The sequence below is a fragment of the Kosakonia sp. YIM B13571 genome (genome assembly GCF_042788095.1).
GTDB classification, from domain to species: Bacteria; Pseudomonadota; Gammaproteobacteria; order Enterobacterales; family Enterobacteriaceae; genus Kosakonia; species Kosakonia quasisacchari.
Window position 1 is genome coordinate 146,650 of the sequence record NZ_JBHZPL010000006.1, and the last position, 15,692, is coordinate 162,341.

The 15,692-nt window shown below is 54.7% G+C and carries 17 protein-coding genes; 3 read left to right on the forward strand and 14 right to left on the reverse strand.

Going from position 1 to position 15,692, the window contains the following annotated elements; all coding sequences use genetic code 11:
• Positions 1-159: 159 nt before the first annotated feature.
• Genes hemW through ACFX4O_RS16020 form a run of 5 tightly spaced genes read right to left on the reverse strand, consistent with a single transcriptional unit; the run spans position 160 to position 3,467 of the window.
• Positions 160-1,296 carry a radical SAM family heme chaperone HemW gene (gene hemW / locus ACFX4O_RS16000; RefSeq protein ID WP_380210890.1) on the reverse strand — a complete coding sequence of 379 codons (1,137 nt, stop codon included), beginning with the start codon at positions 1,294-1,296 and terminating at the stop codon, positions 160-162.
• Positions 1,289-1,882 carry an XTP/dITP diphosphatase gene (locus ACFX4O_RS16005; protein WP_380210892.1) on the reverse strand — a complete coding sequence of 198 codons (594 nt, stop codon included), beginning with the start codon at positions 1,880-1,882 and terminating at the stop codon, positions 1,289-1,291. Before ACFX4O_RS16005 ends, hemW begins: the two co-directional genes overlap by 8 nt.
• Before the next feature lie 8 nt (positions 1,883-1,890).
• Entirely contained in the window at positions 1,891-2,181 is a 291-nt protein-coding gene (gene yggU / locus ACFX4O_RS16010) for a DUF167 family protein YggU (RefSeq protein ID WP_017457573.1), read from the reverse strand.
• The gene (locus ACFX4O_RS16015; protein ID WP_131408598.1) at positions 2,178-2,744 is read right to left on the reverse strand and encodes a YggT family protein; all 567 of its coding nucleotides are present in this window, start codon (positions 2,742-2,744) and stop codon (positions 2,178-2,180) included. The genes yggU and ACFX4O_RS16015 overlap by 4 nt, the downstream gene beginning before the upstream one ends.
• 18 nt (positions 2,745-2,762) lie before the next feature.
• Positions 2,763-3,467, reverse strand: coding sequence for a YggS family pyridoxal phosphate-dependent enzyme (locus ACFX4O_RS16020; RefSeq protein ID WP_380210894.1), 705 nt, complete (start codon positions 3,465-3,467; stop codon positions 2,763-2,765).
• Between the two features lie 17 nt (positions 3,468-3,484).
• On the opposite strand from ACFX4O_RS16020, the gene ACFX4O_RS16025 reads away from it, so the two are divergent.
• Positions 3,485-4,465 (forward strand): type IV pilus twitching motility protein PilT, encoded by a 981-nt coding sequence (locus ACFX4O_RS16025; RefSeq protein WP_380210896.1) that lies wholly within the window; start codon positions 3,485-3,487, stop codon positions 4,463-4,465.
• Here ACFX4O_RS16025 and ACFX4O_RS16030 read toward each other — a convergent pair.
• On the reverse strand, positions 4,462-6,720 hold the full coding sequence (locus tag ACFX4O_RS16030) for an FAD-dependent oxidoreductase (protein WP_380210898.1): 2,259 nt from the start codon (positions 6,718-6,720) through the stop codon (positions 4,462-4,464). The two genes, ACFX4O_RS16025 and ACFX4O_RS16030, sit on opposite strands and share 4 nt — an antisense overlap.
• 66 nt (positions 6,721-6,786) lie before the next feature.
• Between ACFX4O_RS16030 and ACFX4O_RS16035 the strand changes: the two genes are divergently transcribed.
• The gene (locus tag ACFX4O_RS16035) at positions 6,787-7,479 is read left to right on the forward strand and encodes an IclR family transcriptional regulator (RefSeq protein WP_131408590.1); all 693 of its coding nucleotides are present in this window, start codon (positions 6,787-6,789) and stop codon (positions 7,477-7,479) included.
• Between the two features lie 153 nt (positions 7,480-7,632).
• Here ACFX4O_RS16035 and ruvX read toward each other — a convergent pair whose 3' ends face one another.
• The 8 genes from ruvX to metK form a co-directional block, all read right to left on the reverse strand.
• Positions 7,633-8,049, reverse strand: a complete 417-nt coding sequence (gene ruvX, locus ACFX4O_RS16040) for a Holliday junction resolvase RuvX (protein ID WP_017457579.1) — start codon at positions 8,047-8,049, stop codon at positions 7,633-7,635.
• Positions 8,049-8,612: a YqgE/AlgH family protein gene (locus ACFX4O_RS16045; protein ID WP_170312057.1), complete on the reverse strand. Its 564-nt coding sequence runs from the start codon at positions 8,610-8,612 to the stop codon at positions 8,049-8,051. Before ACFX4O_RS16045 ends, ruvX begins: the two co-directional genes overlap by 1 nt.
• Positions 8,613-8,733: 121 nt before the next feature.
• The gene (gene gshB, locus ACFX4O_RS16050; protein WP_380210901.1) at positions 8,734-9,681 is read right to left on the reverse strand and encodes a glutathione synthase; all 948 of its coding nucleotides are present in this window, start codon (positions 9,679-9,681) and stop codon (positions 8,734-8,736) included.
• A 13-nt stretch (positions 9,682-9,694) separates the two neighbouring features.
• Positions 9,695-10,426: a 16S rRNA (uracil(1498)-N(3))-methyltransferase gene (rsmE, locus tag ACFX4O_RS16055; RefSeq protein WP_380210903.1), complete on the reverse strand. Its 732-nt coding sequence runs from the start codon at positions 10,424-10,426 to the stop codon at positions 9,695-9,697.
• 81 nt (positions 10,427-10,507) lie between these two features.
• Complete coding sequence (gene endA, locus ACFX4O_RS16060) at positions 10,508-11,206, reverse strand: deoxyribonuclease I (protein WP_380210905.1); 699 nt, start codon at positions 11,204-11,206, stop codon at positions 10,508-10,510.
• A gap of 87 nt (positions 11,207-11,293) precedes the next feature.
• Complete coding sequence (locus tag ACFX4O_RS16065; protein WP_380210906.1) at positions 11,294-11,800, reverse strand: SprT family zinc-dependent metalloprotease; 507 nt, start codon at positions 11,798-11,800, stop codon at positions 11,294-11,296.
• Positions 11,801-11,881: 81 nt separating this feature from the next.
• Positions 11,882-13,276: a sugar porter family MFS transporter gene (locus ACFX4O_RS16070; protein ID WP_380210908.1), complete on the reverse strand. Its 1,395-nt coding sequence runs from the start codon at positions 13,274-13,276 to the stop codon at positions 11,882-11,884.
• Between the two features lie 402 nt (positions 13,277-13,678).
• Positions 13,679-14,833, reverse strand: a complete 1,155-nt coding sequence (gene metK, locus ACFX4O_RS16075; protein ID WP_380210910.1) for a methionine adenosyltransferase — start codon at positions 14,831-14,833, stop codon at positions 13,679-13,681.
• Between the two features lie 675 nt (positions 14,834-15,508).
• Here metK and yqgB point away from each other — a divergent pair.
• Positions 15,509-15,691, forward strand: coding sequence for an acid stress response protein YqgB (yqgB, locus tag ACFX4O_RS16080; RefSeq protein ID WP_380210912.1), 183 nt, complete (start codon positions 15,509-15,511; stop codon positions 15,689-15,691).
• Position 15,692: the final 1 nt, after the last annotated feature.

Here is a 15,692-nt window from a genome sequence, read left to right on the forward strand (position 1 = left end):
TATTTTTGCCTTTAGCGCCATTATTATCTCGTTGTGGCGCTCACCCAGACTAGACTGCGTTAATCGACGGATTATGTTCTACTGTACCAGCGTAATATTCTTTAGTGGCTGATTTATCCCGGGCTGGCTGTTCAGATAACTGAACAGCCAGCATCTGAATTATTCGGCAAGAAATAGTTCCAATAGGGAATTAAGAAATAACTTACCGTGTTCCGTTATCTGCCAGTTCTCTTCATTTTCTGTCAAATAATTCAGCTTCAGTGCTTCCTCAATTTGCGGGCGAATAACGCGCTCATCCAGACCGGTATAACGTGAAAAATCAGCACGCGGTGCGGGTTCAAGTAGGCGGAAACGGTTCATAAAGAACTCGAACGGTTTATCTTGCTCCTCAACTTCTTGCTGCTTATCCAGGTAATTGCCCTGCATATAACCGCGAGGATGACGTGTTTTTGCCGTACGCAGAATACGCCCATCCGGAAACGTCACTTTCCCGTGCGCGCCACAACCAATACCCAGATAGTCACCAAAACGCCAGTAGTTGAGATTGTGCTGGCACTGGTAGCCGGGCTTCGCGTAAGCCGAGGTTTCATATTGCTGATACCCGGCGGCGGTGAGGATCTGGTGGCCCTGTTCGAAAATGTCCCAGAGCGCATCGTCGTCTGGTAGCACCGGAGGACGTGAGCCAAACAGCGTATTGGGTTCAATGGTGAGCTGATACCACGACAAATGCGGCGGGTTGAGTGCAATCGCCTGGCGCAAGTCATCCAGCGCTTCTTCCAGCGACTGATCCGGCAATCCGTGCATTAAATCAAGGTTAAAGCTGCGTAGCCCCAGCCCGCTCGCCAGGTGCGCAGCGCGTTTGGCTTCCTGCGGGCCGTGAATGCGCCCAAGGCGTTGTAACTTCGTTTCGCTAAAACTTTGTACGCCAATCGAAATGCGGTTCACGCCGGCACGTTGGTAATCGACAAAGCGGTCGGCCTCCACGGTTCCGGGGTTGGCTTCCATCGTAATTTCTGCATCCAGTGCGAGCGGTAAACGCGCGCGAACGCCGTCCAGCAATGTTTGCATTGCCGGGCCAGAGAGCAGACTCGGCGTACCACCACCAATAAAAATGGTCTTTATTTCACGTCCCTGCGCGTAGGCAACATCGGCATCAAGATCGTTCAGTAAATGCTGAACGTAGTCGTCGTGCGGCACTTCGCCCTTCAATGCGTGGGAATTGAAATCGCAGTACGGGCATTTCTGCACGCACCACGGGATATGTATATAAAGGCTCAGAGGCGGCAAATCAGCCATTACGCAATGCTTCCAGTAACAGTTTCAACGCTTGTCCACGGTGGGAGATCGCGCTTTTTTCTTCGCGGGTGAGCTCCGCTGCGGTTTTGCCCTCAGCAGGGACAAAGAAAATCGGATCGTAGCCAAAGCCGCCGTTACCGGCAGCCTGCCGCGTAATCACGCCAGGCCAGCTACCGTGGCACACCACCGGGGTCGGATCATCTGCATGACGCAAATAGACCAGTACGCAGTGGAATTGTGCTTTGCGCTCAGCGTCCGGCACATCTTTTAGCGCGTCGAGCAGTTTTTCCAGGTTCTGCTGGTCGCTGGCGTCAACGCCGGAATAACGGGCGGAATAAATCCCAGGCGCACCACCGAGAGCATCCACAGCAAGGCCGGAATCGTCGGCAATCGCAGGCAGGCCAGTAACTTGCGCTGCGTGGCGCGCTTTGAGGATCGCGTTTTCAATAAACGTCAGGCCAGTCTCTTCTGCGGACTCCACACCTAACTCCGTTTGTGCGACGACATCAAAGCCAAAATCATTCAGCAGCGAGGCCAACTCGCGCACCTTACCGGCGTTACCGGTAGCGAGGACAACTTTTTGCATAGCGGATCCTAATGTATCAGCGCCGCGACTTCGGTCGGGATCTGTTGCGGATGTGAGATTTTAATCTGTTTGTGGCGGCCTAGTTCGCCTTTTTCAATGACGACCTGGTTTTTCGCCACGCGGAACTGCTTAGCGAGGAATTTTACCAGGTGTGCATTGGCCTGGCCGTCCACTGGCGGGGCGGTGATGGCGACTTTTAGCTCGTCGCCATGCAGCCCGATAATTGCGTCACGGCTGGCTTTGGGCTGAATATACAGCCGCAACACCAGCCCATCTTCACAGGTAACGACGGCACTCATAGTGCCATCCACAGCCCCGGCAGCAGGATATCGCCAGTAGATTGCAGCACTTCCGCAATTCCCATATTCAGAACGTATAACAGCAGCACCAGAATCATCGGTGAAAAATCGATGCCGCCCATCGACGGGAGCAAACTGCGGATCGGGCGCAGCAGCGGCTCGGTCAACTGCATGAGCACATATTCCACCGGGCTGCGTCCCTGGCTGACCCAACTCATGATGGCCATCACCAGCAGTACCCAGAAAATCATTAAGCCGATGGTTTTCAGTAAAATCAGCAGGGCGGAAATCCAGATAATCGGCTGGAAGGTGATCACCATAAATATCACTATCGCTTTGATAAACGACAGAATAAAGGCAATCAGCAGCGAGGCGCTATCCAGCGGCCCCAGCGCGGGCAACACGCGGCGCAGCGGCCCGACAATCGGCTGCGTGGCCTTGACCACGAACTGCGAAAATGGGTTGTAAAAATCGCAGCGTGCCCACTGCATCCAGACACGTAACAGCAGAACCATTGTGTAGAGTTCAATTACTGTCGAGAGCAGGAAAGTCAACGTCTTCATGGCGTTCCTCAGTTTTCCTTAATTTTTTGTGTAATCGCGCGCACCAAAAATGGCTGTACCAATGCGCACCATCGTGCTTCCCGCCGCAATGGCGGCGGTCATATCGTCGGACATGCCCAATGACAGGGTATCCACCGTCGGATAGCGTGTTTTCAACGCCTCAAATGCTACAGCCATTTGCCGTGCCACGGCAAACTGGCCTTCGTAATCTGCTTGCGGCGCAGGTATCGCCATCAACCCTCGCAGGCAAACGCCGGGTAGCTCGGCCACTTGGGCGGCCAGCGCATCCAACTCGCTGAGCGCGATACCGGATTTGCTTTCCTCATCGCTGATGTTGATTTGGATAAGTACATTCAGTGGCGCTAATGTTGCCGGGCGCTGCTCGCTTAAACGGCTGGCAATGCGCAACCTGTCTACCGTGTGGCACCAGTCGAAGTTTTCCGCCACCAAACGACTTTTGTTGGACTGTAACGGGCCAATAAAGTGCCATTGCAAACCCTGAACGCCCAGTTGCCTGAAGTGGTTAATTTTATCCACTCCTTCCTGAACATAGTTTTCGCCAAAAGCATGTTGCCCGGCATTAATCGCTTCTGCGACAGCGCTCGCAGGTTTGGTTTTGCTGACTGCAAGCAACGTCACTTCTTCTGAAGCACGGCCGCAACGCGCGGCGGCGGCTGAGATTTTGTCCCGGACCTGTGCCAGGTTATGCGCAATATCGTTCATGATTCCAGGATGGCTATATGGATATAGAAGAAATAGTGGCGCTTAGTGTAAAGCATAATGTCTCGGATCTACACCTGTGCAGTGGCTCAGTGCCGCGCTGGCGGCAGCAAGGGCGGCTGGAGCCCGCCCCGTTTGAAATAGCGGATATCGCCGGGCTGATTGATCTGCATCTCAATACGGCTCAGCAGCGCCTGTGGCGAGAGCGGGGGCAGGTCGATTTTGCCCTGACAACAGCCGCAGGGCATAGGCTGCGGGCAGGGGCCTTTACGCGTCACGGTGGTGTTTCGCTGGCGTTACGCTTACTGCCGCAACGCTGCCCACTGCTGAGTGAACTGGATACGCCCGTCTCGCTGAGCGAGTTACTTGGGCGGGAAAACGGCCTGATACTGGTGACGGGCGCGACCGGTAGTGGCAAATCCACTACCCTGGCAGCCATGGTGGATCACCTTAATCAACATAACGATGCGCATATTCTGACGCTGGAAGATCCGATCGAGTTTGTCCACGCCAGCAACCGCTGCCTGATTCAGCAGCGAGAAGTCGGTTTGCATTGCACGTCATTTGCCGACGGTCTTCGCGCGGCCCTGCGTGAAGATCCGGATGTGATCCTGCTCGGTGAGCTGCGAGACAGTGAAACCATCCGTCTGGCGCTGACCGCTGCTGAAACCGGGCATCTGGTGCTGGCGACGTTGCATACGCGTGGTGCGGCACAAGCTGTCGAGCGGTTGGTCGATACTTTTCCGGCGCAAGAAAAAGATCCTGTGCGCAGCCAACTCGCGGGGAGCCTGCAGGCGGTGCTGGCGCAAAAACTTGCGGCGGACAAGCGCGGAGGACGTGTGGCGTTATTCGAGTTGCTGATCAACTCTCCGGCGGTGGCGAGCCTGATCCGTGAAGGTAAAACGCACCAGTTGCCCGGCGTGATGCAAACCGGGCAACAGGCGGGAATGCAGACTTTCACACAAAGTCACCAACAGCGCGTGCTGCAAGGCTGGCTTTAGCGAATGTTGAGTGAATAAACCGCAGGCAGTGCGCCCGCCGTTTTCAGGATCTCCAGCCTGACGCTGCGCACCGTCAGCGGCACATCCAGCCTGTGCTGGCACACCGAGTGGTGGTTGTTTTCCACCTCGGCCAGTAGCTGTTCGTCGGCCCACAGGCGGTAGTGCGTAATGCAGTGTGGCGTTACGGCATAATGGTGACCCATTTGGACCGACTCCATTGCGTTATCGAAGTCGTTATCCTGCACCAGCGTCAGATGCCGCAGCGTTTGTGGCTCCGCCCAGCGCCAGATGATTTCCGGGGTGACATCGTCAGCGGCGGGTGTCCATGCGTTGATTTGCTGCTCCGGACGCAAGCGGCCATTTAATACATTCTGCGCACACCAGGCATTCAGTGGCTGGCTGAAACGCAGGGCAGGGAAAATCTGCTGCGGGTGACGGCGCGGCAGCCAGAAATCGAATTCGTCGACGCCATAATCGCCGTCCGCGACCTGTCGGGTGTGTTTTGCTACGCGGGCGTTAAGGCTGTTAAACACCGTCATAATGCCTGGCAGGTGGGTACTCGTGAGCGCAATTTCGATACCTTCCTGCGCTTCGAAAGCGACAAATACATACTGGTCGCGATCGCTTTGCCAGTGGAAGGTCAGGGTGTGCTCCGCTTCGCCGGAAACCTGAAGCACGTTTTCGTCGTATTGATAGTCTGGGGTGAAGTTCCCGGCACGCGCGCTGCCAAGCAGCGAAACCGCCAGTGGCTGCGGTGTTGATGCCCGCAAATGTAGCGTCATCTCGGGTAGCTGCGCACCCGCGCGCACTGGCAACAGTAGCGCCATGCGTTCTGAAAGCGGCTGCCAGCCACCGTTGGGTTTCAGCTCGTTCAGTTGGTATTCGCTGCTGGCGCTGACGGTGGCTCCTTGCGCTGGGTCGTTCAACCACTGGCGTGGGATATAGCAGCCTGTAGCCTGTAAATGCTGCTGTAAAGCGCCGATATGTTCCCGCTGCGCCAGCTCACGCTGCAGCAGATTCAGCGCCTTACACTGTGCGGCGGCGCGCCCGACGACTTCGCCCAGCAGACCGCAGGTACACATCACGCGGGCGCTGCCGAAGGCGACATGAGAGGCTGAGATGAGCCGCCCGGTAAGCAATAAGTTATCAAGCGAGCGGCTGTAGAGGCTGCGAAACGGAATGGTGTAGGTGCCTTTGCTGTGAAACTGTCGACAGCCGTCGTGGGTGCTGTAAACGCCATCCGCCGGGTGCAAATCTATCGACCAACCGCCATAACCTACGGCGTCGTAGTGGTCGTGCTGCTCAATAATGTCCTGCTGGCACAGCAAATGATCGCCAAGGAAACGGCGGCTTTCGCGCTTACCGGGGATCGCGCCGACCCATTCGATAGTCATATTGGCGGCTTCCGGGAATTCGCCAGAATTTTTAATATGATCCCAGACGCCCCAGACAATCTTCCACAGTTCCCATTTGATCTCTTCACTTTCGTGCACGGTATCGAGGCGGCCTCCCCACTCCAGCCACCACAAATCGCAGCCGTTCAGCGTTGAAGTCAGGCGCTTGTAGCGCGGGATCGCGGTGATATCTTTCAGGGCGAAAGAGGGAGGAACAAAGTTTACCGGCCCGGTGGTTTGCTTGGTGTAAAAATAGATGGAGTGGCCCAGCTTATGACCAAAATTGTCACCGGGCGCCATTTTTTCGCCCAGTTCCTCTGCTTCTTCTGCACCTTCACGGTATTCTGCTCCAGCCAGAAAACCGATCACGCCGTCGCCAGTGGCGTCGCAGAATTGCATGGCGCTTACGGTGTAAAAGGTTTCGTTAATGGGGTTGAAGGCTTTTACCGCAGTGAGGGCACTTCCCGATTTCTCTACCTCAAAAACGGCAGTATTGAGCAGCAGTGTCAGCCCCGGCTGGCTTTTGGCAAGATCCAACAACACGAGATCGAACATCACCGGGTTTCCCTCTTTGTTCCGCCAGAGGTTCTCTTCCATGATTTCGCCCATGATGCCGCCTTCCCGCGCCCAGCGGTTATTATTGCCCATATGTGAGGTTGCACCGTTGGCCCACAAACGCACTTCGCTGGAGGCATTCCCGCCAAGAACGGGCCTGTCCTGAATCAGCACTACCTGCAAGCCGTCTCGCGCTGCCGCCAGCGCGGCACAAAGTCCCGCCAGCCCGCCACCTGCGACTAACAGGTCAGCATGGAGCCGCTGCACTGGAAATGTTCTTGCATCGGTTTGAGGAAAGATTTTCATAACCTTGTTTCCTTCTTGACTGGCGGTAAAATCGGTTTTTCGAGCAACCTGAAAAGCGAACCTGCAATGTCTTCACAACCCAATCAAAGCCTGATCGACGGCATTCGCTGCCTGCAGTATCTGGTTTCCAGCGATCGCGCCATTGGCTGTCGCGAACTGGCGCGCCTGATGGGCATTAACACGACCCGTGTGAACCGGTTGTTGATGACCATGGCTTCTATTGGCCTGACGATGCAGGATGCACAGCGTCGCTATCTGCCCGGCCCCGGTATACACGCGCTGGCGGCGCAGGCCATCCGTGGTTCGGCACTGTTCTCCCAGGCGCTGCCGCTACTGGAAAGCCATGCCCCGAAAGATATCGTCGTGGCTATGGGCGTACTCTGGGAGGATCAGGTTATCTATATCTATCACTCCGAACCCGGTAGCCAGGTCAGCCAGGCGCTGGCCGGTTTTCATATGCTCCCGGCCTGGCAGTCCGTCATTGGCATGGCGTTACTGGCGGCAGAAAGTGATGAAACTCTGCAACAGCGCTTTAGCGAAGAGCAGTGGCTGCAGCTTGGCCCGCATGTCGCTGAGCAGCGCGAGCGCGGCCATGTGGTCTGGCACCATAACGACGGTGAAGTCTCAATGGCAAAACCGCTTGGCGCGCACTCTGCTGCGCTCGCCTTTGCCGGAATGTGGCACGTTGACGACACGGTCGTGGAAACGCGCCTGCAGGCACTTCACATGTTGGTTAAACGCCTGACGGAAAAATCCTGACACTGGTGAATGCTGATATGTTTCTTTTATAGAAACACGGAATGAAATGCAAAATGCACAGCCAGAAACTGTGAGAACGATCGGCAGAAAGCCGCGAACAGGTCGCGGCTTTCGTTGAGTCAGTAACAGAGAGAGTTGTTAGTCGTGGCAGGTTTAAAAATGTTGTTCGAAGTAGCTCTCAAGGATGATTACCGCTGATGCGGAATCAACACTGCCTTTGTCGAGTGCGCGAAAACCGCCGCGTTCGAACAGCCCGGCGCGGGCTTCAACGGTGCTCAAGCGCTCATCATGCAGGGTAACTTGTACGCCAAAACGGCCATGAACTTTGTTGGCAAAGTTACGGGCTCGGGCGGTGAGTGGCTGCTCTGTGCCGTCCATATTCAACGGTAAACCCACAATCACGGACTCGGGTTGCCACTCTTTTAACAGCTTTTCGATAAGCTTCCAGTCCGGCGTGCCGTCCTGCGCTTTCAGTGCGCTGAGCGGGCGAGCCGTACCGGTGATGCGCTGCCCGATGGCAACGCCAATGCTTTTGGTACCGAAATCAAAGGCTAACAAGGTTCCGCTCATCAGGCGTGCCCCGCAACGCCAGGCATGGTGGAGATGTCGATACCGATAAGTTTGGCCGCTTCACGCCAGCGATCGGCTATTGGCGTTTTAAACAGAATGTTGAGATCAGCAGGTGCAGTGAGCCAGGCGTTATCAAGGATCTCCTCCTCGAGCTGCCCTTTCTCCCACGAGGCATAGCCCAGCGCTACCAGCACTTCGTTCGGTTGATCTGCCGTGCCAAGCGTCTCAAGCACATCGCGCGAGGTGGTGATCACGGTGTTATCCGACACGCGAATGCTCGACGCGAACGTTGCCGGCGGTGTATGCAGGATAAAACCGCGATCTTCAGCCAACGGGCCGCCAAGCAGCACGGGTTTATCCAGGCGGATTGCTGGATCGCGTTCAGTGGGCTGGATTTTGAGTTTTTCCAGAACACCTTCCACTTTCAGGTTTTCCAGCGGCTTATTAATAATCAGCCCCATCGCACCTTCATCGTTGTACTCACAAATGTAAACCACGGAGCGACGAAAAAGGGGATCCTGAAGAGCAGGCATGGCAATAAGAAAGTGATGCTGTAAATTCATTGTCAGAGGTTCTGTTTCCTGGTTCAAAAAAGCGACAGCTTAGTATGGGGGGAAAGCGGGGTGCTGTCACTAGCCAAAGCTGGCGGGGAGCGGGGTCCTTCCCGCTCCGTCTGAGCGACCGTTACTTTCCGAGGCGTTTCTCGATAGCATCCATCAACATACCGGTAATGGAGATCGGGAATTCCGCTTCGATTTCGCGTATGCAGGTCGGGCTGGTGACGTTAATTTCGGTCAGGCGATCGCCGATAATATCCAGGCCGACAAAGATCAACCCTTTGGCTTTCAGCACCGGCGCGACTTTACGCGCGATAGCCCAGTCGCTTTCGCTTAACGGGCGCGGTTCGCCGCGGCCACCTGCTGCGAGGTTACCGCGAGTTTCACCGCCCTGCGGAATGCGCGCCAGGCAGTAAGGTACTGGCTCGCCATCAACGACCAGCACACGTTTGTCGCCATCTTTGATGGCGGGCAGGTAGTTCTGTGCCATGCAGTAGCGATTACCCAACTCTGTGAGCGTTTCGGCGATAACGGCGAGGTTGGGATCGCCCTCTTTCACGCGGAAAATCGAGGTGCCACCCATGCCGTCCAGCGGCTTAAGAATGATGTCAGTGTGCTTTTGCCAGAAGGCTTTCAGTTGTGCTTTGTTGCGGGTGACCAGCGTTTCCGGGGTCAATTCCGGGAACCAGGCGGTGAACAGCTTTTCGTTGCAGTCGCGCAGACTCTGCGGTTTGTTAACGATCAACGTGCCTTTTTCTTCCGCGCGTTCAAGAATGTATGTCGCATAAATATATTCGGTATCAAACGGCGGATCTTTACGCATCAGGATGGTGTCCAGCTCAGCGAGAGCAAGATCCTGCTCGCTGCCAAATTCATACCATTTGTCGTAATTATGTTCGACGGACAACGTGCGGGTACGGGCGCGGGCTTCACCGTTGATCAGATAAAGATCCGCCATCTCCATATAATGCAGCTCGTAGCCGCGGCGCTGAGCTTCCAGCAGCATGGCGAAGCTGGAGTCTTTTTTGATGTTAATGTCCGCGATGGGATCCATCACGATGCCGAGCTTGATCATTCTGCTTCTCCTTTCAACCCAGGTCGCCGAAGCGCACCTGAAGCGCGGTGATGGCGGTAAGCGCCGTAGTCTCTGTGCGTAGCACACGGGGGCCTAACAAAATATCTGTGAACTGATAGCGCGCGGTCATCGCAATCTCGTCGGCGGATAACCCGCCCTCCGGCCCAATCAGTAAGCGCACGCGTTCGACAGGTAGCGGCAGCGTGTTGATGCTTTGGCTGGCGCGCGGATGCAGATTCAACTTTAAGCCAGCTTCCTCTTCGGCGCACCAGGCTTCGAGATCCATCGCCGGGCGAATTTCCGGCACCCGGTTGCGGCCGCACTGTTCACAAGCGGCAATGGCAATTTTTTGCCACTGCTGGAGCTTTTTGTTCAGACGTTCAGCATCCAGTTTAACCCCGCAGCGCTCAGAAAAAAGTGGCGTAATGAGGCTTACCCCAAGCTCAATCGATTTCTGGATAGTGAATTCCATTTTTTCACCGCGCGACATCACCTGACCGAGATGAATATGCAGCGGCGATTCCCGGTCATCCACTTCACTGCTAAGGATTTTCACCACCACGTTTTTTTTATCGGCGCGGACAATTTCGGCTTCAAATACCTGATTAGAACCGTCGAAAAGCTGAATGACCTGGCCTTGCCCCATTCGCAACACGCGTCCGACATGGTTGGCGGCATCTTCGCTGAGAGCGATCTCATGGCTTGGCTGGATAAGTTCTGGATGGTGGATGCGGGGTATGCGCATGGTTTTTCGAATCCGCTTAGGTTGCAGCCCCGGCCGAGGTGGGTGGACGGGGCGGGCTTTAACAATTGCCGCTAGTGTAGGTTAGCTCTTTCGCGCCATGCAAGCGCGCTGCACATAAGGGTTATGGTTGCCCTGCACATTGGCGATTCGCTCATCACGCTTGCACTCCCAGTCGGTTACCGGATAAAGCTTGTCCCAGGCGGTGAAAAGCTGAGTTTGTTGGCGTGAAAGGCTGAGTTGGTACTGGTCACGCATATAGAAATAGGTGCGGGCAATCGCACCGCGAGCGCGCACCGGCGGCTCAGCGAGTTTTTCTTTGAAATCGATTTTCATGCCGCACTGGCCGTACTGGCTTTCGCCGCCGTTCCATTGACCATACATAAAGTTGCCGCGATCGCCATTTACCTCGCCGACGGCGGGTTGCAGGTTATGCATATCGCTTTCGATTTTACGGTACACCGGATCTTTGGCGCAGTTTTTACGCCCGCCATCCTGCCAGCACTGGCGCAGATGGCCGAACTGCCAGGCGGGCATGACATGTTCCCATTCGACCCGGCTGGCGCGGTTTTCGTTTTTACGCACCTGGTAGCCGCAAGACACGAGGTCGATAACCCCTTTTTTACCCTGCCAGTTGATTTTACAGCCGCAGTAGAAATCGCCAGGCACATCGGCGTTAACTTTGACGCCGGCTGCTTTGGCCTGGGCAAAACTGTTGATGCCGTCTGCCGCGAAGGTGGGAACAGCGATCAGCGCGAAGAAGAGTGAGATAAAACGAAACATGGCGAGCTCCCTGTCAAAACGAGCTCGCAACGTAGCGGAAGCTGTTGCCTGATGCAATCAGTTAGCGCGGAAAACTTCTTAATGGATTCAGTTACTCGCGCCGGCAGCCAGCGGTTCGCCGCAGTGTACGCAGCGGTAAACTGCCTCTCCGCGCAGCACCCGGTTGTGTCGTCGCACGGTTAATTGGTGCTGCTGACATTTGCAATGGTATGGGAAAGTATTGCGTCGCACAGATTCCAGTTCGAACTGATGTGTGCGGCGAGCGGGTACACCGAGCACACTCTCCATCATCCACTTCCACTCTTTGCCGTGCGGTGCGACGCGACCAAAATGTTTCCACACCAGTAAATGTGCCAGTTCGTGTGGAACCACATCTTCAATAAACGCTTGCTGGTTTTCGAGTAGCAAAACGGGGTTAAGCCGGATTTCGTAATCGGCCAGCCAGGCGGTGCCTGCCGCCGTGCCGCGCTGTTGATATACCAGTCTCGGTTCCGGGTAGTTGCGCCCCAGTTTTAGGTTCGCTTGCGTGAGTTTATCCCGCAGGCTGCGCATCACGGCTTGCTGAAGGGCGATTGGGAGACGGGGTGTTTTCATAAGTGCAGAGAATAGGTGGGGCGGGGCATGAGTGCAACAGGCAAAAAGCAAAGGCTTCTTCCGCAGAAGAAGCCTTTAAGGTTAGTTATGGGAACCAATTTCGCGCAGCGGGCGGCCACGCATCAGGTTACGCTCGATGTGCTCCAGCGAAACATGTTTGGTTTCCGGCACCAGCCACAGGGTCAGCAGGATGAACAGGACGTTCAGACCGCCGTAAACCCAGAAGGTGTTGGCGTTGCCCAGCGTGTTCAGCATGGTCAGGAAGGTTGCGCCGACGATCATATTGGCAATCCAGTTGGTCGCGGTGGAGCAGGTGATACCGAAGTCGCGGCCTTTCAGCGGTTGAATTTCGGAACACAGCACCCAAATCAACGGACCGGCACTCATGGCGAAGCCAACAATAAACATCAGCAGCATGGCGACAGCAAAGTATTGCGCCGACGGCGAATGGATACCCAGATGCAGCATGGTACCCAAAATGCCCATACCGGCCGCCATCACCATGAAGCCCAGCACCAGCGTGGGTTTGCGTCCCCAGCGATCCACAAGACCGATGGCAATAAAGGTCGCCAGTACGTTAGTCAGACCGACGATCACCGTCCCCCACATTTGTTCGGTGGTATTGGTGTAGCCCGCCAGCTCAAAGATCTTCGGCGCGTAATACATAATGACGTTCATCCCGGTGAACTGCTGCATCACTTGCAGCAATACGCCAAGGAACACAGCACGGCGGAAGTTGCTGTTCTCTTTGAACAGCGCCCAGCCGGACTGTTTTACTTGCAGGCTTTCGCGGATCTCTTCCAGTTCATTTTTCGCTTCGGCGCTGGTATCGCGCAGGCGCAACAACACCCGTTCGGCGTCATGGAAGCGGCGCTTGGCGGCAAACCAGCGCGGGCTGTCCGGTAGGAAGAACACGCCAATCAGCAGCAAAATTGCCGGAATGATGATGACGCCCAGCATCCAGCGCCATGCGCCACTGTAGCTGAACGCGGTATCAGAAAGATAAGCGCCAAGAATCCCGATGGTGATCATCAGTTGGTACATGGAAATCATACTGCCGCGAATTTTTTCCGGTGCGATTTCAGAGAGATACAGCGGCGCAGTATAAGAAGCAACACCGACCGCGAGGCCGAGCAGTACGCGGGAAATAATCAGCACTTCCACGTTTGGCGCGGCTGCAGAGCAGAGTGAACCGATGACAAACAAGATCGCGCCAATCATCAGGCTTTTTTTACGTCCCAGGCGCCAGGAGAGCCAGCCGCTGCCGACGGCACCAACGGCGGCACCGAACATCATTGAGCTGACCACCCACTCTTGCGTGTACGAGCTAATCTGAAAATCTTTGGTAATAAAGGGCAACGCGCCCGCGATTACCCCAATATCCAGGCCAAAAAGCAGTCCTGCCAGTGCAGCGAGGAAGCAAACAAAGAAGGTCATTGCCTTGTTTGAATACCCCTGTTTTTTATTGTCAGGCATTATGCCCTCCATTCATGTCATTGGTTTTTTCGATGTAAAAGGTAGGCCACTCATCACTAAAAATACGTGATTTACATCACATCAGTGTAATCGGTTACATAGCAATAAAGCCGCTAATGTAAATAAAAGTGTTAATTATTATAGAATTGTTGGCGGATAAAGGAGAGGGGGTGCGGTGAGTTTCAGACTAAACCGAAACGTGATGTAACAATCATGCTGCGCTCATTTTTCAAAAGGAAAACTCTGAAAAATCAGCGAAGCGTAGCGGTGTAATCGCTTTCAGATAAATACGATACGAGATAAGTGAGTATAGGTACTGGGGAAAAGTGTGACGGAATGAACAGGTGTAAAAAGTAAAAAGGCCAGCACAAGGCTGGCCTGAACAGCAACGCGGTCAGAGAATTATTCCAGACCGGCAGCTTCACGCAGCAGCGCCGCTTTGTCGGTTTTTTCCCATGGGAAAGTTTCGCGACCAAAGTGACCGTATGCGGCGGTTTGTTTGTAGATCGGGTGCAGCAGATCCAGCATCTGGATCAGGCCGTACGGACGCAGATCGAAGAACTCGCGCACCAGCAGTGTCAGCTGTTCGAGGGCAATTTTCTCCGTACCGAACGTTTCCACCATGATAGAGGTCGGTTCAGCTACACCGATAGCGTAAGAGACCTGGATTTCACAGCGATCGGCAAGGCCAGCCGCAACGATGTTTTTCGCAACGTAACGCGCGGCATATGCGGCGGAACGGTCAACTTTTGACGGATCTTTACCGGAGAATGCGCCGCCGCCGTGACGAGCCATGCCGCCGTAGGTATCAACGATGATTTTACGCCCGGTCAGACCGCAGTCGCCCATTGGGCCACCGATAACGAAACGGCCTGTCGGGTTGATGAAGAATTTGGTTGAGGCATTCAGCCATTCGGTCGGCAGGATCGGTTTGATGATCTCTTCCATCACCGCTTCTTGCAGGGATTTCTGATCGATATCTTCTGCGTGCTGAGTAGACAAAACCACCGCGTCAATGCCGACGATTTTGCCGTCGTCATACTGGAACGTCACCTGGCTTTTCGCGTCCGGACGCAGCCATGGCAGCGTGCCGTTTTTACGCACTTCAGCCTGGCGCTGAACCAGACGGTGAGCATAGGTGATCGGTGCTGGCATCAGCACGTCGGTTTCATTGGTCGCATAACCAAACATCAAGCCCTGGTCGCCAGCGCCCTGTTCCAGCGGGTCTGCACGGTCAACGCCCTGGTTGATATCCGGAGACTGTTTACCAATTGCGCTCAGTACGGCGCAGGAGTTTGCGTCAAAGCCCATGTCAGAATGCACATAGCCGATTTCACGTACGGTGTTACGGGTGATCTCTTCGATATCAACCCACGCGCTGGTGGTGATTTCTCCACCGACCAGGACCATGCCGGTTTTTACATAGGTTTCGCAGGCAACGCGTGCTTTCGGATCCTGCTCGAGGATAGCGTCCAGCACGGCGTCGGAAATTTGGTCAGCGATTTTGTCAGGATGCCCTTCAGAGACGGACTCGGACGTAAAAAGGTGTTTTGCCATAGTAAGTTTTCACCCTGGAGTAATACGGTTAGCTCGAATTCTGTGTCCGGAGGTCTTCGCGTCTGGCGGACGCGGACTGCAGAAGGTGACACATGAAGTCTGCGTGTTAATCGGTTCTGCGCATACATTCTTCACGTATGGACGGATTAACATCTGGATGGCTATTCTAGGTTAAATCCTGGCCCTATTGCCAGCGTTTTTTGATGCTCTCCACATCCTGTCACAAATAGTGACGGAAAATTTTCCTGGCAATGCGGCAAACACAGCTTTTTTATTTTGCATTTTCACCCCGTTATCGGTATAAAACGCCGCGCGCGGCTCATTAAAAAAGCGCACGGCCGAAACGCTGTGTCGCCACTTCCAGCCGGGTTAAGCAGTGAATTTAATGGCTTTGGCTTGTCGCGGGTCTTAACGGCTTGCGTGGAGGTGATAAGAGATAATGAAGCGCTGTTTTCTACAGGACCTGTCGCGTCGTTCTGACGTGCGTTTATTCCCCGCAACCTGCATTTCGAATCTGCAAACCTGCCGATGTTATACCCATTTCGGTGCTTCTCAGGACTCCAGGGCCGGTAAGGCATTGTGATAACTGAACAAGGGCTCTCCTGTTAAATCAGGGGTTTTCTCGTGGTTTCGCCGGGCTGTCATACTCGAGTCCCGATACGTGTTTACAATGATATGAATAAGAAACCGGTCGCACAGTCGGTGCTTCAGCATATTGCGCTGAAAAGTCAGACTGTTTATGGGTTGTTATCGCTATGTGTCACTGCGATAGTAGTCAACTATTTTATCCTTATGCATTCTCGCGCTGCCGCCATTGGGCGTCGTGACGTGCACACGGTATACACTTTCATCTATTGAG